The organism is Arthrobacter sp. TE26545 (assembly GCF_056279005.1).
In genome coordinates this window covers 3018839-3040624 of the sequence record NZ_JBWBQM010000001.1, presented here as the reverse complement: position 1 = coordinate 3040624, position 21786 = coordinate 3018839, and the positions used below count along the sequence as shown (strand labels likewise).

18 protein-coding genes are annotated in these 21786 nt (G+C 68.3%); 16 read left to right on the top strand and 2 right to left on the bottom strand.

Features of this window, described 5'->3' with window-relative positions:
• Window positions 1-40 precede the first annotated feature (40 nt).
• From ACZ9CK_RS13775 to ACZ9CK_RS13700, 16 genes are all read left to right on the top strand, one after another.
• Window positions 41-760: a sirohydrochlorin chelatase gene (locus ACZ9CK_RS13775; protein ID WP_476050211.1), complete on the top strand. Its 720-nt coding sequence runs from the start codon at window positions 41-43 to the stop codon at window positions 758-760.
• Between the two features lie 145 nt (window positions 761-905).
• Entirely contained in the window at window positions 906-2651 is a 1746-nt protein-coding gene (locus tag ACZ9CK_RS13770) for a nitrite/sulfite reductase (RefSeq protein ID WP_476050210.1), read from the top strand.
• Window positions 2648-3361 carry a phosphoadenylyl-sulfate reductase gene (locus tag ACZ9CK_RS13765; protein ID WP_426299365.1) on the top strand — a complete coding sequence of 238 codons (714 nt, stop codon included), beginning with the start codon at window positions 2648-2650 and terminating at the stop codon, window positions 3359-3361. The genes ACZ9CK_RS13770 and ACZ9CK_RS13765 overlap by 4 nt, the downstream gene beginning before the upstream one ends.
• Window positions 3358-4305: a sulfate adenylyltransferase subunit CysD gene (cysD, locus tag ACZ9CK_RS13760; RefSeq protein ID WP_426299363.1), complete on the top strand. Its 948-nt coding sequence runs from the start codon at window positions 3358-3360 to the stop codon at window positions 4303-4305. The genes ACZ9CK_RS13765 and cysD overlap by 4 nt, the downstream gene beginning before the upstream one ends.
• Window positions 4305-5705: a sulfate adenylyltransferase subunit 1 gene (locus ACZ9CK_RS13755; protein ID WP_426299361.1), complete on the top strand. Its 1401-nt coding sequence runs from the start codon at window positions 4305-4307 to the stop codon at window positions 5703-5705. The genes cysD and ACZ9CK_RS13755 overlap by 1 nt, the downstream gene beginning before the upstream one ends.
• Before the next feature lie 236 nt (window positions 5706-5941).
• The gene (locus ACZ9CK_RS13750) at window positions 5942-7222 is read left to right on the top strand and encodes a glycoside hydrolase 5 family protein (RefSeq protein WP_476050209.1); all 1281 of its coding nucleotides are present in this window, start codon (window positions 5942-5944) and stop codon (window positions 7220-7222) included.
• 5 nt (window positions 7223-7227) lie between these two features.
• Window positions 7228-8517, top strand: coding sequence for an alpha-L-fucosidase (locus ACZ9CK_RS13745; RefSeq protein WP_476050208.1), 1290 nt, complete (start codon window positions 7228-7230; stop codon window positions 8515-8517).
• A complete protein-coding gene (locus ACZ9CK_RS13740; RefSeq protein WP_476050207.1) occupies window positions 8517-10115 on the top strand; it encodes a beta-N-acetylhexosaminidase in 1599 nt (532 codons plus the stop codon). Before ACZ9CK_RS13745 ends, ACZ9CK_RS13740 begins: the two co-directional genes overlap by 1 nt.
• A 191-nt stretch (window positions 10116-10306) precedes the next feature.
• Window positions 10307-11446: an ABC transporter substrate-binding protein gene (locus tag ACZ9CK_RS13735; RefSeq protein WP_476050206.1), complete on the top strand. Its 1140-nt coding sequence runs from the start codon at window positions 10307-10309 to the stop codon at window positions 11444-11446.
• Between the two features lie 87 nt (window positions 11447-11533).
• On the top strand, window positions 11534-12277 hold the full coding sequence (locus ACZ9CK_RS13730) for an ABC transporter ATP-binding protein (protein WP_426299351.1): 744 nt from the start codon (window positions 11534-11536) through the stop codon (window positions 12275-12277).
• The gene (locus ACZ9CK_RS13725) at window positions 12267-13196 is read left to right on the top strand and encodes an ABC transporter permease (RefSeq protein ID WP_426299349.1); all 930 of its coding nucleotides are present in this window, start codon (window positions 12267-12269) and stop codon (window positions 13194-13196) included. The genes ACZ9CK_RS13730 and ACZ9CK_RS13725 overlap by 11 nt, the downstream gene beginning before the upstream one ends.
• A gap of 184 nt (window positions 13197-13380) precedes the next feature.
• Window positions 13381-14424 carry an LLM class flavin-dependent oxidoreductase gene (locus ACZ9CK_RS13720; protein WP_476050205.1) on the top strand — a complete coding sequence of 348 codons (1044 nt, stop codon included), beginning with the start codon at window positions 13381-13383 and terminating at the stop codon, window positions 14422-14424.
• 209 nt (window positions 14425-14633) lie between these two features.
• Window positions 14634-15497, top strand: coding sequence for a pentapeptide repeat-containing protein (locus ACZ9CK_RS13715; protein WP_476050204.1), 864 nt, complete (start codon window positions 14634-14636; stop codon window positions 15495-15497).
• A gap of 92 nt (window positions 15498-15589) precedes the next feature.
• Window positions 15590-16846 carry a uroporphyrinogen-III C-methyltransferase gene (gene cobA, locus ACZ9CK_RS13710; RefSeq protein ID WP_426299343.1) on the top strand — a complete coding sequence of 419 codons (1257 nt, stop codon included), beginning with the start codon at window positions 15590-15592 and terminating at the stop codon, window positions 16844-16846.
• Window positions 16847-16874: 28 nt separating this feature from the next.
• On the top strand, window positions 16875-18341 hold the full coding sequence (locus ACZ9CK_RS13705; RefSeq protein ID WP_426299341.1) for an FAD-dependent oxidoreductase: 1467 nt from the start codon (window positions 16875-16877) through the stop codon (window positions 18339-18341).
• A 99-nt stretch (window positions 18342-18440) separates the two neighbouring features.
• A complete protein-coding gene (locus ACZ9CK_RS13700) occupies window positions 18441-19811 on the top strand; it encodes an MBL fold metallo-hydrolase (RefSeq protein WP_476050203.1) in 1371 nt (456 codons plus the stop codon).
• Window positions 19812-19826: 15 nt separating this feature from the next.
• Here the strand turns inward: ACZ9CK_RS13700 and ACZ9CK_RS13695 are convergent, their stop codons facing one another.
• Complete coding sequence (locus ACZ9CK_RS13695; RefSeq protein ID WP_476050202.1) at window positions 19827-20507, bottom strand: FadR/GntR family transcriptional regulator; 681 nt, start codon at window positions 20505-20507, stop codon at window positions 19827-19829.
• The gene (locus ACZ9CK_RS13690; protein WP_426299335.1) at window positions 20504-21742 is read right to left on the bottom strand and encodes an MFS transporter; all 1239 of its coding nucleotides are present in this window, start codon (window positions 21740-21742) and stop codon (window positions 20504-20506) included. Before ACZ9CK_RS13690 ends, ACZ9CK_RS13695 begins: the two co-directional genes overlap by 4 nt.
• Window positions 21743-21786: the final 44 nt, after the last annotated feature.

The window sequence follows — 21786 nt, the reverse complement described above, 5'->3', positions numbered from 1 at the left end:
TCTTGGCGGACAAGTCCTGACCCAACGTTACGCTGGGGGAATGAGCAATCCCGTCCTGATCGCCTGTGCCCACGGAACCCGCAACGCCGAAGGCCAGGCAGCCATCCGCCAGGTCCTCGCCGAGATCGAGGCGCTGCGTCCGGGACTGCAGGTCGTCGAGGCCTATGTGGACGTGCAGGAACCGGAGCTGTCCGGGGTGGTGGCGGGCCTGCCGGAGGGGACGGCCGCCGTCGTCGTTCCGCTGCTGCTTGGCACCGGCTACCACGTGAAGGTGGACATCCCCAAGGCGATCAAGGCCCGTCCTGAGGTCACCGCGGCGCCGCCGCTGGGCCCGGACCCGCGGCTGGCGGAACTGCTCGCAGAGCGGCTACGGGAGGCCGGACTGCGCGAGGACGACGGCGTGCTGCTGGCCGCCGCGGGCTCCTCGCTGCCGGACGGCTCCGTTGATTCCGAGGAGCAGGCGCGGCTGCTCGCCGCGCTGCTGCCGAACAGGGTGCGGGTCGCCTACGGCGCCAGCGCCCAGCCGAACGTGCCCGACGGCGTCGCGGCCCTGCGTGCTGAGCTCGCCTCTGGTGACGTGGCGGCGGACGGGGGAGCGGGTCGTGTGGTGGTGTCCTCCTACCTGCTCGCGACCGGCTACTTCCACGACCAGCTGTTCAAGGCGGAGGCCGACATTGTTACGGCGCCGGTACTGCCCTCGCCGGTGCTCGCGGAGATTGCTCTGGAACGTTACGACGCCGCCGTCGCCAAGCGCGGCTAAAGGCACCCGCAGGAGCCTCCGGCGGCAGCAGGCCGACCGCGCCAATGCAAGGGCCACGGCGTGTTCGTGACGAAATGTTTCCCAAGGTGACTCTTCGTTTCCCGCGTCATTGTTGGTCAAATACGGGCCCACCTAAAGTCGATGCATGACTGATACTGCTCTAGCCGGAGCGTCCGCGGACCAGGCTGCCCCGAAGCGCCCGGCCCGCCCGTCCCGCCCTGCCGCAAAACCCCACGGCCAGTGGAAGGTAGACGGCACCACGCCGCTCAATGCCAACGAAACCTGGAAGCAGGAAGACAACGGGCTGAACGTCCGTGAGCGTATCGAGTCCGTCTACTCCAAGAACGGCTTCGACTCGATCGACGGCACCGATCTGCACGGCCGCTTCCGCTGGTGGGGCCTCTACACCCAGCGCAAGCCCGGGATCGATGGCGGCAAGACCGCCACCCTCGAACCGCACGAGCTCGAAGACAAATACTTCATGCTGCGCGTCCGCATCGACGGCGGCGCCCTCACCACCGAGCAGCTGCGCGTCATCGGCGAAATCTCGGTGGAGTTCGCCCGCGACTCCGCGGACCTCACGGACCGCCAGAACGTCCAGCTGCACTGGATCCGGGTCGAGGACGTCCCGGAAATCTGGCGCCGGCTGGAAGCCGTGGGCCTGTCCACCACCGAAGCCTGCGGCGACGTGCCCCGCGTCATCCTCGGCTCCCCGGTGGCCGGCATCGCCAAGGACGAGATCATCGACCCCACGCCGCTGATCCACGAACTCTCCGAGCGCTTCATCGGCGACCCGGAGCTGGCCAACCTGCCGCGCAAGTACAAGACCGCCATCACTGGCCATCCGTCCCAGGACGTGGTGCACGAGATCAACGACTTCGCCCTGGTGGGCGTGGTGCACCCCGAACTCGGCGCCGGCTACGACCTCTGGGTGGGTGGCGGCCTGTCCACCAACCCGCGCCTGGCCGAGCGCCTGGGCGTGTTCGTTTCCGCGGACGTGGCCGCCGAAGTATGGCTGGGCGTCACCAGCATCTTCCGCGACTACGGATACCGCCGCATGCGCACCAAGGCCCGCCTGAAGTTCCTCATGAACGACTGGGGCCCGGCCAAGTTCCGCCAGGTCCTCGAAGAGGAATACCTCGGCTTCAAGCTTCCGGACGGCCCCGCCGCGCCCAAGCCTTCCGCTCCCGGCGACCACGTGGGAATCCACGAACAGAAGGACGGCAAGTTCTTCATCGGCGTCACCCCCACCGTCGGCCGGGTTTCCGGCTCGATCCTGGTGAAGCTCGCCGACACCCTGGAAGCCCACGGCTCCAAGCGCCTGCGCACCACCCCGCACCAGAAGCTCGTGGTGCTGGACGTGGAGAAGGAACAGGTCGAACCGCTCGTGGCCGAACTGGACACCCTGGGCCTGTCCGCCCGCCCGTCCGTGTTCCGCCGCGGCACCATCGCCTGCACCGGCATCGAGTTCTGCAAGCTGGCCATCGTGGAAACCAAGGCCACGGCCGCCACGGCGATCGCCGAGCTGGAGTCCCGCCTGGCCGACCTCGTGGAGAGCAAGCAGCTTCCGCAGGCACTGTCCCTGCACATCAACGGCTGCCCCAACTCCTGCGCCCGTATCCAGACGGCGGACATCGGACTGAAGGGCATGATGCTGCCGACCCCCGACGGCGATCCCACCCCGGGCTTCCAGGTGCACCTGGGCGGCGGGCTGGCCAACAACGACCGCGCCGAGGCCGGCCTAGGCCGTACCGTCCGCGGCCTGAAGGTCACCGCCGATGACCTGCCCGACTACGTCGAGCGTGTCGTCCGGAAGTTCGTGGCCGTCGGCGCCGAAGGCCAGACCTTCGCCGAATGGGCGCACACGGCCGATGAAGGAGACCTCCAGTGAGCGTAGCCACCAAGCGCACCGTCGAAGACCTCAAGGCACTGGCCGAAGCCGGTGCCGAGGAGCTGGGCTGGAACGCCCCGGCCCAGGAGATCATCGCCTGGGTGGCGCGCAACTTCGAGCTGCCAGCCGTCGCGGTGGCCTGCTCCATGGCGGACGCCGTCCTGCCGGCGCTGGTCGCGGACCAGATCCCCGGCGTCGAGGTGCTGTTCCTGGAGACCGGCTACCACTTCCCGGAGACCTACGCCACGCGTGACGAGGTCGCCGCGAACCTGCGGGTGAACGTGGTGGACGTGCTGCCGGAGAACACCGTGGAACAGCAGGACCGGCTCCTGGGCAAGGACCTCTTCGCCCGCGACGCCGCCCAGTGCTGCGCCCTCCGCAAGGTCCAGCCGCTGCGCCGCTCGCTGGCAGGCTATGAGGTCTGGTTCACCGGCGTGCGCCGCGACGAGGGCCCCACCCGGACCAACACGCCGGTTGTCACCTGGGATGAGTCCTTCGGCCTGGTCAAGGTGAACCCGATGGTCGACTGGACTTTCGACCAGCTGGTCGAGTATTCCGAGGACAACATCCTTCCCGTCAACCCGCTCCTCAGCCAGGGCTACCCGTCGATCGGATGCCAGCCCTGCACCCGGAAGGTCGCCCCGGGCGAAGACCCCCGCGCCGGCCGCTGGTCAGGAACCGACAAGACAGAATGCGGACTACACACATGAGCACTTACACAACCGAGGAGCCCACGCAGGTGACCGAAGCCGCCGTCTCGACCCGTTTGAGCTCCCTGGATACCCTCGAGTCCGAGGCAATCCACATCATCCGCGAAGTCGTCGCCGAGTTCGAGAAGCCCGCGCTGCTGTTCTCCGGCGGCAAGGACTCCGTGGTGATGCTGCACCTGGCCACCAAGGCGTTCTGGCCCGGTAAGGTGCCGTTCCCGGTGCTGCATGTGGACACCGGCCACAACTTCCCGGAGGTCATCGACTTCCGCGACCGCACCGTGGAGCGTCTGGGCCTGAAGCTCGTGGTCGGCTCCGTGCAGGAGTTCATCGACCGGGGCGAGCTCGCCGAACGCGCCGACGGAACCCGCAACCCGCTGCAGACCGTGCCGCTGCTGGATGCCATCCAGAGCAACAAGTTCGACGCCGTCTTCGGCGGCGGCCGCCGCGACGAGGACAAGGCCCGCGCCAAGGAGCGGATCCTGTCCCTGCGTGACGAGTTCGGCCAGTGGGACCCGCGCAACCAGCGCCCCGAGCTGTGGAACCTCTACAACGGCCGCCACACCGTGGGCCAGCACGTCCGTGCCTTCCCGATCAGCAACTGGACCGAGCTGGACATCTGGCGCTATATCGAGCGTGAGAATATCGAGCTCCCTAGCCTGTACTACGCCCACGAGCGTGAGGTCTTCGCCCGTGACGGCATGTGGCGTGCAGTGGGCGAAGTGTCCCAGCCGCTGCCGCACGAGGAAGTCATCACCAAGACCGTCCGCTACCGCACGGTGGGCGACATGTCCTGCACCGGTGCGGTCGAATCCGACGCCTACACCGTGGCCGACGTCGTTGTTGAAGTCGCTGCCTCCACCCTCACCGAACGTGGCGCCACCCGCGCAGATGACCGCATCTCCGAGGCCGCCATGGAAGACCGCAAGAAGGACGGCTACTTCTAATGAGCACCGAAACCGCATTGCTTGAAAGCGGCCTGCGCGAATCCACGCTGTTCCGCTTCGCCACCGCCGGATCCGTCGACGACGGCAAGTCCACCTTGGTGGGCCGCCTCCTGCACGACTCCAAGGCGATCCTCGCAGACCAGCTCGACGCCGTAGCCCGCACCTCCGCGGACCGCGGCTTCGGCGGCGACAAGGGTGGCATCGACCTCGCCCTGCTGACCGACGGCCTGCGCGCCGAGCGCGAACAGGGCATCACCATCGACGTCGCGTACCGCTACTTCGCCACGGACCGCCGCAGCTTCATCCTGGCGGACTGCCCGGGCCACGTGCAGTACACCAAGAACACGGTCACGGGCGCGTCCACCGCCGATGCCGTCGTCGTGCTCATCGACGCCCGCAAGGGCGTCCTGGAGCAGACCCGCCGCCACCTGTCCGTGCTGCAGCTGCTGCGCGTCGCCCACGTGATCGTGGCCGTGAACAAGATCGACCTGGTCGATTTCAGCGAATCCGTGTTCCGCGAGATCGAAGCCGACGTGCAGCAGGTGGCCCGTGACCTGGGCATCGGCGCAGACGGCATCAGCGATGTCCTGGTGGTCCCGGTGTCCGCGCTCGACGGCGACAACGTGGTGGACCGCTCGGACCGCACCCCCTGGTACACCGGCCCCGCCCTGCTCGAGGTCCTGGAAACCCTGCCGGCCGCCGACGAGCTGGAAAGCCACCTGGAAAGCTTCCGCTTCCCGGTGCAGCTGGTCATCCGTCCGCAGGGCGCCCTGGCGCCGGACGCCGTGGCCGGCGGGCTCGACGTCGAAGCGTACCGCGACTACCGCGCCTACGCCGGGCAGATCACCGAAGGTTCGGTGAAGGTGGGCGACCAGGTCACCGTGCTGAGCCCTGGCCACGAACCCCGGAACACCACCGTCACCGGCATCGACTTCGCGGGCCGGGAACTCCAGGAAGCCGCGGCCCCGCAGTCCGTTGCGATCCGCCTGGCCGAGGAGATCGACATCGCCCGCGGCGACACGATCGCCGCCGCCGGCACGGTCGCGGACAGCACCGCGGACCTGTACGCCTCCCTGTGCTGGCTGTCGCCGAAGCCGCTGCGCGAAGGCGCCAAGGTACTGGTCAAGCACGGCACCCGCACGGTCCAGGCTCTGGTGCGCAACGTCAGCGGCAAGCTGGACCTTGGCACCTTCAACGTCGAGGAAACCTCCACCCTGGAGCTCAACGACATCGGACACGCCCAGCTCCGCCTGGCCGCGCCGCTGCCGGTGGAAAACTACCTGCGCCACCGCCGCACAGGCGCGTTCCTGGTGATCGATCCGCTGGACGGCAACACCCTTGCCGCCGGCCTCGTGAAGGACCACCCGGGCGACCACGAAGACGAGCGCTACGTCATCTGATCCCGCCCGCTTCCAGCCTGGCTGCCTAGACCGCAGCTTGTTAGTGGAACCGGAGCAACACGCTCCGGTACCGCGAACAAGCTGCGGTTTTTGCTTTCACCAGACGCCGGATGTTTGCTTCGGAAGCGGATGGTTTCCCCGGCCTGTTCAAGCATGTTCGAATGCTTGACGCCCAGACATCGGATGTTTATGCTCGACTGACGATCGCAGTCTGACGCCGAACCATCGGGGAGCCAGTGCAGGAAGAAACGAATCCGGAGGGCGCCCGGCCGTTGCGGCTGGGCGCCAACTACACGCCAAGCCGCGGCTGGTTCCACAGCTGGCAGGACTTCAGCGCCGACGAGGTCCGCCGTGACCTCGAATCGATCGCGAAGCTCGGCCTCGACCACATCCGGGTGTTCCCGCTGTGGCCCGAACTCCAGCCCAGCCGCACCCTGATCCGCCGCAAGGCGGTCCAGGACGTCGCCACCGTGGTGGACATTGCGGCCGAGTTCGGCCTGGACGCCAGCGTCGACGTCCTGCAGGGGCACCTCTCCAGCTTCGATTTCCTGCCGGCCTGGGTGGGCAGCTGGCACCGCCGCAACATCTTCACCGACCCGGAAGTTGTGGAGGCCGAGGCCGGCCTTGTCCGGGCCCTCGCCGCCGAACTCTCCGGACGGCCCAACGCCCTGGGGCTCACGGTGGGCAATGAAACCAACCAGTTCGCCGCGCCGTGGCATCCCGATCCCCACGCAATCTCCGGCGAGGAGGCAGGCAACTGGCTCTCCACCCTGCTGGGGGCCGCCAAAGCCGCCTGGCCCGGTGGAACCCACCAGCATTCCTTTGACGACTCGGCCCTGTTCAACGAGGACATGCCCTTCACCGCGCGCCATGCAGCAACCCTCGGCGACGTGAGCACCGTGCATTCCTGGGTGTTCGGCGGCGCCGGCCAACGCTACGGCGAACACCACCCGGCCCTGGTGCACTTCGCGGACTACCTCGTCCAGTTCGTCACAGCCTTCGCGGCAGACCCGGCCCGCCCTGTCTGGGTCCAGGAAGTCGGCGCACCGGCCCCCTGGGTTGCCGCCGGGGACGCCGCGGATTTCGCCGCCGCCACCGTCCGGAACCTCGTGGGCAGCCCGAACCTCTGGGGCATCACCTGGTGGTGCTCCCACGATGTCAGCCGCGGGCTGGGGGACTTCCCGGAACTCGAATACTCGCTCGGCCTGCTGGACAGTGACCGCCGGCCCAAGCCGGCCGGGCTCGCCGTCGCCGGGCTGGCGGGTGAGTTGCGGCGCACGCCGCCAGCCGCCGTCGTGCGCAAGGACGCCATGGTGATCGCGCTCGACGACGAACACAGCACGGCGGGGCGCGGCCGCTACGCCGTCACGGGGGAGTTCTTCGACACCTGGCTGCAAGCCGCCGTCGCGGGTCAACCGCCTGCGCTGGTGCTGGAAAGCCGCGCCGCGGACCCCGCATACCTTGCCGCCCGCGGCATCACGGACATCATCGGCACCTCCCGATCCCTTCGAAAGTGAACCCCATGCACCACATCAAAGCCACCCCCGCACAACTCGCCTGGCAGGCGGACCGGATGGGCGTCTTCTTCCACTTCGGCATCAACACCTTCCACGGCAAGGAGTGGAGCGACGGGACCCTGCCGGCCTCGTCCTTCAACCCCGCGGAACTGGACGCCGAACAATGGGTCCGCACCGCGCAGGAGGCCGGCGCCAAATACGTGGTGCTCACCGCCAAGCACCACGACGGTTTCTGCCTGTGGCCTACCGCCCTGACGGAGTACTCGGTGGCCTCGTCCCCCTGGAAGGACGGCAAGGGCGACGTCGTGGCGGAGCTGGCTGAGGCGTGCCGCAAACTCGGCATGAAGCTGGGCCTCTACCTCTCGCCCTGGGACCGGAATGCCGAGTCCTACGCCGACTCCAAGGCCTACGACGACTTCTACCTCGGCCAGCTGCGCGAGCTCTGCAGCAACTACGGGGAACTGCACGAACTATGGTTCGACGGCGCCGGCTCCGAGGGCCACGAATACGACTGGGCCCGGATCGGCGCCCTGATCGAGGAACTGCAGCCCGGCGCCATGGTGTTCAACATGGGCCAGCCGACCATCCGCTGGGTGGGCAACGAGGACGGCCTGGCCGCCGACCCTGTGGAGTACGTGGTGGAGCAGACGGACTTCTCCAACTACACCGTGGTCACCACCAGGCTGGAGGAGGCCCTGTACCTGCCGCCGGAGTGCGATGTCTCGATCCGCCGCGGCTGGTTCTGGCAGCAGGACGAGGAACCCAAGACCCTCGAGCACCTCCTGGCCATCTATTACCGCTCGGTCGGCCTGGGGGCGAACCTGCTCCTGAACCTGCCGCCGGACACCCGAGGGCTCCTCCCCGAGGAGGACGTGCAGCGCGTGCGGGAGTTCGGTGCCGAGATCACCCGCCGCTTCGGCACCCCGCTGCCGGCGTCCCTTCGGGAACTCGGGGAGGGGCGCTGGGAGCTGGACTTCGGGAAGCCCGTCACCATCGACCACGTGCTGCTCGCCGAGGACCTGTCCGAGGGCCAGCGGGTGCGCGGCCACCGCATTCTGGGCGACGACGGCGCGCTCGTCGCTGCCGGAACGATCGGCTCCCAGCGCATCCACGCCTTCCCCGCCGTCACCGTGCAGCGGCTCACCGTTGAGCTGGACGCCTTTGATGGAGGGCACGACTTTGATGGAGGGCACGACGGCGCCCGGCTGGCCGCCGTCGACGGCTTCAGGACCGGCGCCGAAAGCGTGCCGGAGATCGCCTACCGGGCGCCCACCACCTACCCCGAGGACCACTGATGACCCGGCCCGCCCTTGTTCCGCAGCCCAGATCTGTCAGCGAACGGCCCGGCAGCACCGCCGTTCCGGCGGTTGTCACGGTGGATTCCTTCCTGCCCCTGGGGAAATGGCTCATCCGCTCCCTTGAGGACTGGCTGGACACCAGCCTGGTCCCCGCTGACTCGCTGGCAGGGGCTGATTCAAGGGCTGGGGCCTGGCTGACAGTCAGCGAAGACCCCGACCTCCGCCCGGGCGCCTACCGGCTTGCGGTCGGCGGCGGCGTGCGGATTGCCGCCGCCGGCCGCGAAGGTGTCCTCAACGCGGCCCAGACCCTGCGCCAGCTGGCGGGAGCCCGCGCCTTCGCGCCCGCCCCGGTGGGCGCGGACGAGCCCGTTGAACTGGCCAATGTGGACATCGACGACGCGCCCGTCTTCAGCTTCCGCGGCGTGCTGTTGGACGTCGCCAGGCACTTCATGCCCATGAACGAGCTGCTGCGCTTCATCGACCTTGCCGCGGCGCACAAGCTCAACGCCCTCCACCTCCACCTCACCGACGACCAGGGCTGGCGGATCGATATCCCGGCCCTTCCACGGCTCAAGGAGATCTCCTCCTGGCGCTCGGACACGATGCTCTACTACACCGAGGACGGCCGCTTCATGAGCGGGCGCCCGCACGGCGGCTGCTACAGCCTGGACGAGCTGCGCGAAGCGGTGGCCTACGCCAGGGAACGCGGCGTCACGATCATCCCGGAAATCGACCTTCCGGGGCATTCCGTGGCCGCGATCGCCGCCTACCCGCGGCTCGGCGTCGACGCCCCTGAGGTGCAGGTCTGGGGCGGCTGGGGCGTCAACGACTGCATTCTCGACCCTTCCGAGTACACCCTGGACTTCTTCCGGACGGTGCTGGACACGGTCATGGACGTCTTCGATGCGCCCATCATCCACCTTGGCGGGGACGAGGTTCCCTACGAGCGCTGGCATGCCTCGGAATCGGTGAAGCTGCGGGCCAAGGAGCTCGGCCTGGAATCGGTGGAACTGCTGCACGGCTGGTTCCTCGGCCAGCTCTCCGCCTATGTGGAGGCTCACGGCCGGCGGGCCGGGGTGTGGCACGAGGCCGTCAGCTCCACCCTGCCCAAGAGCGCGGTGGTCAACGGCTGGGGCGGACTGGGCACGGTGGTCGACAGCCTGGCCGCCGGCTACGACACCACCATTTCCTGCATGTCGCACCTCTACCTGGACTTCCGCGAGAACGATGATCCCCGCGAACCCAGCGGATGCCGGCCGATGCTTTCCACCGAGAAGCTGTATTCCTTTGAACCGCTGACACAGGAAGTGCTCGCGGCCGCCGAAACCGGCGGATCCGCTGTTACCGGTATCCAGGCGCAGCTGTGGACCGAGTACCTGGATACCCAGGAAATCCGCGACTACAACACGTACCCGCGGCTGAGCGCCTTCGCCGAAGTGGCTTGGAGTGAACAACGGGATTACTCGAATTTCATCGGACGCCTCAAGTCCGACCACCTGGACCGGCTGGCGGCGGCCGGCGTCGATTTCCGGCCCCTCGACGGGCCGCATCCCTGGCAGGAGCGCCCGGATATCCGGGCCATCGCCGGGAGGTGACACAAAACCGGTATGTGACGCCGGATGAAGTTGCGTGACCCCCGGTTTCCACGCCGTTGAACGGCAAACAGGCCAGTCCCTACTGTGAATCCATGACCATGACGGACTGGTCCTTGCCTGCCCTTCCAGGGCGATGTTGCGGGACCTGATTAATCAGCCCTGATCCCGCAACATCTCCAAAGGAATTTCAAATGTCACAGACCCCCGAGCAAGACCGCGGCACTGTCCGGATTGTCGCCGGTGAGAGCAACAAGCCCAAGGCCGGGCGCGGCCTGAAGGTGGGCATCGCCGTCGGCCTGGCCCTGCTGATCGGCGCCGGCGCCGCGGTGGCCTCGGCCGTGGCCCGGAACAACGAGGCCCCGGCCGCCGCGGGCACCTCCCCGGCGGCGGAACTGCGCTTGGGCTACTTCGGCAACGTCACCCACGCCCCGGCCCTGGTCGGTGTCAGCAAGGGACTCATCGCCAAGGAACTCGGCGCCACCAAGCTCAGCACCCAGGTCTTCAACGCCGGCCCGGCCGCGATCGAGGCCCTGAACGCCGGCGCGATCGATGCCACCTACATCGGCCCGAACCCGGCCATCAACTCCTTCGTCAAGAGCAACGGCGAATCCATCCGGATCATCGCCGGCGCCGCCGCCGGCGGCGCCCAGCTGGTCGTCAAGCCCGGGATCAAGACCGCGGCGGAGCTGAAGGGCAAGACCCTGGCCTCCCCGCAGCTGGGCGGCACCCAGGACGTCGCGCTGCGGGCCTGGCTGCTGAAGCAGGGCTACAAGACCTCCACCGACGGCAGCGGGGACGTGAACATCAACCCGACCGAGAACGCCCAGACCCTGAAGCTGTTCCAGGACGGCAAGATCGACGGCGCCTGGGTCCCCGAGCCCTGGGCCTCCCGCCTGGTCCTGCAGGCCGGGGCCAAGGTGCTGGTGGACGAGAAGGACCTGTGGGCCAAGGGCGAGTTCGTCACCACCGTGCTGATCGTGAACAAGAAGTTCGCCGCCGAGCACCCCGAAACCGTCACCGCCCTGCTGAAGGGCCACGTGGCGGCGGTGGACTGGCTCAACACCGCCCCGGCCGCCGAGAAGGCTTCCGTGATCAACGCCGCCCTGAAGGACAGCGCGGGCAAGCCGCTGGCCGCGGACGTGATCGCCCGTTCCCTGCAGAACATCACCTTCACCACCGACCCGCTGGCGTCAACCTACAAGAAACTGCTCCAGGACGGCGTGGACGCCGGCACCACCAAGGCCGCGGACCTCAACGGCATTTTCGACCTGCGCGCCCTGAACGAGGTCACCGGCACAAAGACCTCCGCCGCCGGCCTCGGCCAGGACTAAGGGCACCACAAACCCCCGGCTTCCCGGGCCACCACGGCCCGGGAAGCCACAACTCGTATTAACGCAAGCTACGCAAAGGACGGGATCATGCCAGTCGTACTGGAACATCTGGGTAAACGCTTCGGCGACGGCGCCCCGGTGCTCGACGACGTCAACGCCACCATCGCGAAGGGCGAGTTCGTTGCCCTCCTCGGTGCCTCCGGCTGCGGCAAATCCACCCTGCTGAACATCCTCGCCGGACTGGAACAGCCGACGTCGGGTGCCCTGGAAGTGCCGGGCGACGGCGCCGCCTTCATGTTCCAGGACTCGGCGCTGTTCCCGTGGCTGACCGCCCGCGGCAACATCGAACTCGCCCTGCAGCTCGCGGACAAGAACTCCGGCAAGCGCAGCAGCAAGGCAGAGCGCAGCGCCCGCGCAAGCGAGCTGCTGGAACTCGTGCACCTGGGCGGGGCCGGGGACAAGCGCCCGCATGAACTGTCCGGCGGCATGCGCCAACGTGTGGCCCTGGCCCGTTCGCTGGCGCAGGACCGGCAGCTGCTGCTCATGGACGAGCCCTTCGCTGCGCTCGACGCCATCACCCGCGACCTTCTGCACGATGAACTGGAGCGGATCTGGAAGGAAACCGGCCGGACCATCGTGTTCGTGACCCACAACGTGCGCGAAGCGGTCCGCCTGGGCCAGCGCGTGCTGCTGCTGTCCTCCCGTCCCGGCCGCGTGGTGGCCGAATGGGACGTCACCGAGGAACACCGCACGGACGCGGGCCAGGCCGGGGAACTCACCGCGACCATTACCCGCCGCCTGCGCGAGGAGATCCGCCGCCATGCCAACTGAACAGGACGTCCGCCCCGTGACCGAACCCAGCGAGCACATCACCTCGCCCGTCCTCAAGGGCAATCCGGAGGACTTGCGCGATCTCGAAGCCGGCCTGGACAAGCTCCAGTCGGACACCCAGGCCAAGGCCGGCATCGACTGGAGCCGCGTGCTGCTGCCCATCGCCGCCCTCGTGGTGCTGATCCTCGTGTGGCAGTTTTACGTTTCGCTGGGCCTGAAGCGCCGCGACCTCGTGCCCGGACCGCTGGACGTACTGGGTCAGATGGGCGTGCTGTGGGGTGAAGGCAAGGTCCAGGAATCGGTGTGGACCTCGCTGCAGCGCGGGCTCGTAGGCTTCCTGATCAGCGTGGTCGTTGCCACGCCGGTCGGCCTGATCCTGGCCCAGGCTGCGCCGCTGCGCCGTGCCTTCGGGCCGCTGATCTCCGGCCTGCAGGTGCTGCCGTCCGTGGCCTGGGTCCCGGCCGCCATCATCTGGTTCGGGCTGACCGATGCCACCGTGTACTTCGTGGTCTTGATGGGCGCCATCCCGTCCATCATCAACGGGCTGATCTCCGGCGTGGACCAGATCCCGCCGCAGTACCGCAGTGTGGGCAAGGTCCTCGGCGCCAACCGGCTCCAGATGGCCCTGCAGATCGTCCTTCCCGCGGCGCTGCCCGGCTACATCGGCGGCCTCAAGCAGGGCTGGGCCTTCTCCTGGCGCTCCTTGATGGCGGCCGAAATCATTGCCACCGGCGGCAGCATCGGCTTCGGCCTGGGCTCCCTGCTCGACCAGGGCCGCCTGCTTTCGGACATGGCCACCGTGATGTCCGCGATCCTGCTGATCCTCGCCGTGGGCATCCTGATCGAACTGCTGGTCTTCGGGCCGATCGAGAAGCGGCTCCTGCAGCGCCGCGGCCTGCTCGCCGGCGGCACCCGCTAGTCCCCACCGGCTCCCTGTCCTCGCTTCGCTCGCCAGGTAACCCTGCCGGGGTGGCCCCACCGCATAACGCAACTTCAGAGCCCGACGGCGACCTTCCGCCGTCGGGCTCTTGCGTTTCCCTGGCGCCGGACCACAGCCATGCCGCCGCAGGAATTCCCCGGCCGGTGCCGGTGTTGATCCGGACATGACACCGCACCCCAAGCGCATCGGCTTCCTTTCCTTCGGACACTGGGGCCGCGCCCAGGGCTCCCGGGCGCAGACGGGCAGGGACGCGCTGCTGCAGGGCATCGAGCTCGCGGTGGCCGCCGAGGAGATCGGCATCGACGGCGCGTTCTTCCGGGTCCACCACTTCGCCAGGCAGCAGGCTGCGCCCTTCCCCTTGCTCTCCGCCATCGCTGCCCGCACCAGCCGGATCGAGATGGGCACCGGCGTGATCGACATGCGCTACGAAAACCCGTTGTACATGGCAGAGGAGGCTGCGGCCACGGACCTGATCAGCGGCGGCAGGCTGCAGCTGGGCATCAGCCGCGGCTCACCCGAACCGGCACTCAACGGCGCGGCCGCTTTCGGTTATGTACCGGCCGACGGCGAGGACCCGGCGGCCATGGCGCGTCGCCACACGGAGCTCTTCCGCCACGCGATTGCCGGGCACGGAGTGGCGCAAGCGGACCCGTCCTACGCCGGCGGCGGCACCGGTCTCCTTCCCGTCCAGCCCACCGCGCCGGGGCTGCCCGAGCGGATCTGGTGGGGCGCCGGAACCCGGAAGACCGCGGTGTGGGCGGCCGAGCAGGGCATGAACCTGATGAGTTCCACCCTGCTGACCGAGGACACAGGTGTTCCTTTCGACCAACTGCAGGCCGAGCAGATCCGGCTCTACCGCGAGGCCTGGGCCGCCGCCGGGCATGGTTTCGAGCCGCGCGTTTCCGTCAGCCGCAGCGTGCTGCCCGTGGTCGACGACGAGGACCGCCACTACTTCGGCCTCCGTGCACAGGTGGATGGCCGCGACCAGGTGGGCATGCTGGACGGCGCCCTGTCCCGCTTCGGCAGGAGCTACATCGGAGAACCCGACGCCCTGGCCGGGGAACTCGCCAAGGATGCAGCGGTGCAAGCAGCCGACACCCTCATGCTCACGGTCCCGAACCAACTCGGCGTCGAGTACAACGCGAAGCTGCTGGACAACGTCGCGCGGCATATCGCCCCGGCGCTGGGCTGGGAGGCCGCCCGCTAAGGGCAGCCGGGACCCCGGCGAGCTCTGCAATCGGGAACCCGGCGGTCAGGTATTCTGGCCGCAGTGACTTTTCATTTTTCTCTGTGACCCAGAGCCCTTTTAGCGCTTCCAGCTCGCTCCTTAGGGGAGCGGTGATTCCGTGCGCCACCGAGGGGAATTCCATGTGGAATTCCCCTCGCCGCCGGCCCGACTCACCACTGGAAGACCACATGCAAGCGACATCCGCGAAGCCTTCTTCGCCTGTCCTCGACCGGCAATCCCTGCGACCCGACTGCGCAAATTGCTTCGCCCTCTGCTGCACAGCCTTCGGATTCTTACGTTCCGCAGACTTTGCCCTCGACAAACCCGCAGGTACGCCATGCCGGAACCTGGCATCCGATTTCTCCTGCACCATCCACGACCGCTTGCGCCCGAGGGGCTTCCGCGGCTGCACCGTCTTTGATTGCTTCGGGGCCGGCCAGAACGTATCGCAAGGGTATTTCGCCGGAAAGAGCTGGCTTGAGGCGCCCGGCACCAAGGACGAAATGTTCGTCGCGTTCAAGGCCGCGCGCCAGCTTCATGAAATGCTCTGGCATCTTGCCGAAGCCCAGGAACGGACGTTCGATCCCGATGCCTCCGATCGCGTGGCCCGGTTCCGGGACACGATCGGGAAAGCACTCGGCGGCGGCCTGCCGCAACTCATTGCGCTGGATATGCAAGATCTCCATTCCCGGGTGAGGGCAGCGCTGATGGAGGTCAGCGAGGAAGTGCGGGCCTCCTACTTTGCTGCCGGGGGCGACCACCTGGATTCGGAGCTGAAGCCCGGAGCGGACCTGGTGGGCAGGAACCTCGCGTTCCGCCGTTTGTGCGGGGCGGATCTCAGGGGGGCGTACCTCATTGCTGCGGATCTGCGGAACAGCGACTTGTCGGGCGTGGATCTGCTCGGCGCCGACGTCAGGGACGCCCGCCTTGAGGGCGCGGACCTGTCGAAGGCCCTGTATCTGACGCAGATGCAGCTCAATGCCGCCAGGGGGAGCCGCACAACACTTCTGCCCCCCGACCTGGAAGTGCCCTCGCACTGGGGCGACGAATGACCGCAAGTAGCAATGTGACGCAGGATTACCTAGCGTTAACCGGTGTTTCCGGGGCTTTGAAGCATGTTACGGCCCGGCCCTACAGTCTTTGCATGGCAATACAGGACATCTATCCCACGGCACTGCGCCTGCTCGGCCGCCCCGTGCTGGTGGTTGGCGGCGGCCCCGTTGCCGCGCGCCGCGCCAAGGGATTGCTCGACGCCGGGGCCGAAGTCACCGTCGTCGCGCCCGTTGCCTCTCCCGCGCTCCGCGAACTCGCCGACGCCGGGCTGCTCGCCTGGGAAGCCCGGGACTACCGCTCGCCGGACGTCGACGGCGTGTGGTTCGTGCAGACCGCCACCGGCGTTGCCGCCGTGGACGCCCAGGTTGCCGCCGACGCCGAGGCGCAGCGCATCTGGTGCGTCAACGCCTCCGACCACGAATCCTCCGCAGCCTGGACCCCCGCCGTCGCCGTCGTCGATGACGTCAAGATCGCCGTCAACGCCGGGGGAGACCCGCGCCGCGCGATGGCCCTGCGCGACGCCGTCGCTACCGCCCTCGAAACCGGCGACCTGCCGCTGCGCCGCAAGCGCGCGCACCAGGGTTCCGTCGCCCTCGTGGGCGGCGGTCCCGGCGACACCGGGCTCATCACCGTCCGGGGACGCCGGCTTCTGGCCCAGGCCGACGTCGTCGTGGCAGACCGCCTCGGCCCGCGTGAACTGCTGGGCGAACTCGCCCCCGAGGTCCGCATCATCGAGGTCGGCAAGACTCCCGGCCACCACCCGGTGCCCCAGACCGAAATCAACCGCATCCTCGTGGACGAGGCCCTCGCCGGTCACCGCGTGGTCCGGCTCAAGGGCGGCGACCCGTACGTGCTGGGACGCGGCGGCGAGGAAGCGGAATTCTGCCGGCAGAACGGCGTCGAGGTCGAGGTCGTCCCCGGTGTCACGTCCGCCATCTCCGTCCCGGCCGCCGCCGGTATCCCGGTGACCCACCGCGGTCTGGCCAAGGGCTTCAGCGTGGTGACCGGCCATGAGGAACTCGCCGAAGTCCCCGCCCGCCCTGACCATACTGTGATCCTGCTCATGGGCGTGGCCAAACTCCGCGAATCCACGGCCGCCCTCGCCGCCTCCGGAATGCCCCTGGACACGCCGGTGGGTATCGTAGAGAACGGCTATATGCCCGAACAGCGCGTCACCATCGGCACCCTGGCAAGCATCGCCGGCCAGGCTGAAGCCAGCGGTGTGGCCAATCCCGCAGTGGTGGTGATCGGCGACGTCGTGCGTGTCAGCCCCTTCGCCCCCGCACACTTCAAGACCGCCGATTACAGCACTTTGACTCCGAACAAACCCCGGGCAGCAGCCCTCTAGCCCCGCGCCGAAGATAAGGAACACAGCCGTGTCATCAAGCACCACCGTAGGATCCATCGAGCGCCCGCTGCGCGTTGCCGTCATCGGCTCCGGCCCGGCCGGCGTCTACGCCGCGGACATCCTCACCAAGAGCGAAGCCGTCAAGAGCGGCGAGCTGAACGTCAGCATCGATCTCTTCGACCGCTACCCGGCACCCTACGGCCTGATCCGCTACGGCGTGGCCCCCGACCACCCCCGTATCAAGGGCATCGTCAACGCCCTTCACAAGGTGCTGGACCGCGGCGACATCCGCTTCTTCGGCAACGTCGACTACGGCACGGACCTCTCCATTGAGGACCTCCGCAAGCACTACGACGCCGTCATCTTCGCCACTGGCGCCATCAAGGACGCCGACCTGAACATCCCCGGCATCGAACTCGACGGTTCGTACGGCGGCGCCGACTTCGTCTCCTGGTACGACGGCCACCCGGACGTCTCCCGCGAATGGCCGCTCGAGGCCAAGGAAATCGCCGTCCTCGGCAACGGCAACGTGGCCCTGGACGTGGCCCGTGTCCTCTCCAAGCACGCTGACGACCTCCTCGTCACCGAAATCCCGGACAACGTCTACGCGGGCCTGAAGAACTCCCCCGTCACCGACGTGCACGTCTTCGGTCGCCGCGGCCCGGCCCAGGTGAAGTTCACCCCGCTGGAACTGCGCGAACTGTCCCACTCCAAGGACGTGGACATCATCCTCTACGCCGAGGACTTCGAGTTCGACGAGGCTTCCGACGAGGCCATCCAGAAGAACAACCAGGTCAAGACCATGGTTGGCACCCTCACCAACTGGATCGCCGAACAGCCCGAGGACCTCTCCGAGCTCAAGGCTTCCCGCCGCCTGCACCTGCACTTCCTGCACAGCCCGGTGGAGATCGTGGACTCCGCGGAAACCCCCGGCAAGGTGGCAGGCATCAAGTTCGAACGCACCGAACTGGACGGCACCGGCAACGCCCGCGGCACCGGCGAGTTCATCGACTACCCGGTCCAGGCCGTGTACCGCGCCATCGGCTACTTCGGTTCGGCCCTGCCGGACGTCGAGTTCGACCACAAGAAGGGCGTCGTCACCAACGACGGCGGCCGCGTGCTGGACGCTTCGGGAGAGCACGTCCCCGGCCTGTACGCCACCGGCTGGATCAAGCGCGGCCCCGTCGGCCTGATCGGCCACACCAAGGGTGACGCCCTCGAGACCGTCACCTACCTGCTGGAAGACCGCGAAAACCTGCCGTTCGCAGCCGTTCCGGAGGCGGACGCCGTCGTCGAACTGCTCGACGCACGCGGCGTCAAGTACACCAGCTGGGAAGGCTGGCTCGCCTTGGACGCCCACGAGCTCGCTCTCGGCGCGGCGGCCACCGAGGCCGGCACCTCGCACGGCGTCGAGGTCCAGCGCGAACGAATCAAGGTTGTTGCCCGCGACGAGATGGTGGACATCTCCCGCGACGGCGTCGCAGCCAACGTCTAGCACCGCCAACACCTGGCACCGCCAACGCGGGGTCACTTACAGCCCATCCGGGGGGCCGGAACGGGCCGTAAGTGACCCCGCGTTGCTTTAAGCTGAAGCATGGACGTCGTCGTCATCGAAACGACCCAGCTTGGGGATCGCAGCTACCTCGTGCATGACGGCCAGGTGGGCCTGGTGATCGACCCCCAGCGGGATACCGACCGGATCGAGGCGGCCGCCCGCGACGCCGGCGTCACCATCACGCACGTTGCCGAAACACACATCCACAACGACTACGTCACCGGCGGGCTGCACCTGGCGCGGGCGCTTGGGGCCCGTTACCTCGTGAACGCCGCGGACGCGGTCGCCTTCGAACGTGAGCCGGTCCGGGACGGGCAGCTGTTCCGCGTGGGCCGGCTGTCCGTGAAGGTGCTCGCTACCCCGGGCCACACGCATACGCACCTCGCCTACGTCGTGGAAGAGACTGACGGGCCCGACGCCGGCCGCCGGGCCGTGTTCTCCGGCGGAAGCCTGCTTTACGGCTCGGTGGGCCGCACGGACCTTGTGACGGCGGCCGACACCGCCGGCCTCGCCCATGAGCAGTACGCCTCGGTGCACCGGCTCGCCGCGGACGCCGGGCCGGACGCGGAGCTCTACCCCACGCACGGCTTCGGATCCTTCTGTTCAAGCGGCCCGCCGTCCAGGGCCCGGGCTTCAACGATCGGGGAGCAGCTGGCTTCCAACCATGCACTGACCGACCCGGACGAGGAGCATTTCGTGGCCGGGCTGCTGGCTGCCGTGGCCGCCTACCCTTCCTACTACGCGCACATGCGCCCGCTTAACGAGGCCGGGCCGGGGCCAGCATCGGTGGCCGTCCCGGACAGCGTGGACCCGGGCGAGCTGCGGAACAGGCTCGAAGCCGGGGAATGGGTGGTGGACCTTCGCAACAGGGTGGCGTTCGCGGCCAGCCACCTGCGTGGCAGCGCCAGTTTCGAATACGGCAGCGGATCCAGCTTCACCAGTTACCTGGGCTGGGTGCTGCCGTGGGGCCAGCCGTTGACGCTGGCCGGTTCACGGGAAGACGTGGAGCAGGCCATCCGCGACCTGGCCCGGATCGGCATCGAGTCCCCGGACGTGGCGGTGGGCGATGATCCGGGAGCCCTGGCCCCGGACGTGCCGCTGACCGGCTACCCGCGGACGGACTGGCCGGGATTCATGCAGGACCGCGGCGAGGAGGACACGCTGCTGGATGTCCGCCGTGCCGAGGAGTTCGCGGCTTCGCATGTGGCCGGTGCAGTGAGCGTTCCCCTGCATCAGCTCCTTGCCCGGATGGCCGAGCTTCCGGATCGACGGACCTGGGTGTACTGCAGTTCCGGATACCGCGCCGGCGTGGCGGCTAGCCTGCTGCACCGCGAGGGGCGCGAGGTTGTGCTTATCGATGCCCGCTTCCGCGACGCGCCGGGAACCGTCAGCAGCCGGTCCGCCCTTTAGCTTCTGGCCTACCCATCAACGTCCTAGCCACTCCGCGCAGGAGTCCAGGTTCCGGTTGACGCTTTCGACGGCGGCCGCCGCGTCCCGTGCCTCGATTGCGTCCACGAGTTCGTCATGGCCCGCCTCCGGCACACCATTGAAGCCGGCTCGCTGGCGCTGGATGAGGAGGTCGGCATGGAGGGCGCCGCTGAAGCTCGCGTAGAGCTCATGCAGCAGCGGATTGCCCGAGGCCTTGGCCACCAGGTCATGGAACGTCCAGTCGGCCTTGGCCCAGGTGTCGAAGTCCCCGGCTGCCCACGCCTCCCGCCAGGTGCGCAGCAGTCCGCGCATCGCCCCGATGTCCGCAGCCGTGGCGTTGCCTGCGGCCAGTCGCGCGGCCTGGGTGTCCAGGGCCAGCCGGACCTCCAGCACATGCTGCGGGGTGTGCTCCTTGTACATGCGCCGCGCGGCCCCGGACATCTCGCTCGTGGCGCGGACGTAGGTGCCGTCCCCGCGGCGGACTTCCAGCATGCCGCTGTGGGCCAGTGCCTTGATCGCTTCGCGCAGGGTGCCGCGGGAGACAGAGAGCTGTGCCATCAGTTCCGGCTCGGCGGGAATCCGCTGTTCCAGCGGCCATTCACCGGACTGGATCATGGTCCGGAGGCGGGCGGTGACCTCGTCGGCGAGGACGGGGCGGTGCACAGGGGTCAGGCTCATGCGACGCTCTTCCGTCCGGCCTGGGGCAGGACACCCTTGGCGGTCATCAGATGGCAGGAGACCATCAGCGCGAGGGAGGCCACGATCAGCAGGCCGAGGGGCAGGGTCCAGCCGCCGCTCGCGCTGTGCAGCAGGCCGACGCCAAACGGTCCGGCCGCCGCGATCAGGTACCCCAGCGACTGGGCCACCGTGGAGAGCGCGGTGGTTTCCGCCGTCGAACGCCCGCTGCGGCTGATCACCATCAGCACGAGCGGGAAGACGCCCAGGCCGAATCCGGTCAGCACGGCAGGCACGGCGGCCCAGGTCACCGGAAGCAGCAGCATGGCCACGATTCCGGCAAGGGTGGTGGAGCTGGCCAGGTAGAAGGCGGGGCGCAGCATGCCGGGCCGGGAGCCGAAGGCCAGCAACGCCATGCCGGCGACCACCGAGACGATCTGCATCAGGCCGAACTGCAGGCCGCTTTCGGCGGCGCCGAGGCCGCGGTTGGTCAGGAGGTAGGCGAACCAGCTCATCACGCCGTAGGCCAGGAACCCTTGGAAGGTGAAGACCGCGGTGATCAGCAGGCCGTGGCGGGTGCGCAGCATGGGCCACATGGACACGCGTTCGGCATCCCTGCGGGCGGCCTTGCGGTGGGTGTGCACCACCATGGGAAGGAAGCCGAGCAGGGCGGCGACGCCCAGGATCCCCCACGCAGCAAGTCCGAGCGACGGCGAGCCGAGCTGCTGCGCCATGGGAACACTCACCGACGCGGCGATGGTGGCGCCGCCCGACATGGTGAAGGTGTAGAGGCCTGTCATCACCGGGGTCTTCGCAGCGTAGTGCTCGCGGATGAAGACGGGCATCGCCACATTGCACACCGCGAGCCCGCACATGGCCAGCACGGTCCCGCCCAGCAGGGCGCCCGTGGTGGGAACGCCGCGGACCAGCAGCCCGGCGGCCAGCAGGGCCAGGGAAAGCAGGATCGCCTTCTCGACGCCGGTCTTCCGCACCAGCCAGGGCGTGGCCATTCCCGCGAAGGCGAAGCACAGCAGCGGAATGGTGGGCAGGATCGAGGCGACTACCGCCCCGTAGCCCAGGACCTCCTGCAGCTCGTGGAAGAGCGAGGCGGCGCTGGTGATCCCGGCGCGCAGGTTCAGGCCGATCAGGGCAACCGCCACGACGCCGGCGACGACGACGAGCTTGCGTTTGGGCAGGGCGGAAGGGGGCACGGTCTGGGAAGGTATCGAAGTCGCCATGCTCTAAAGGTTAGACGTTTGATGTTTTTGATGCCGACTTTTGT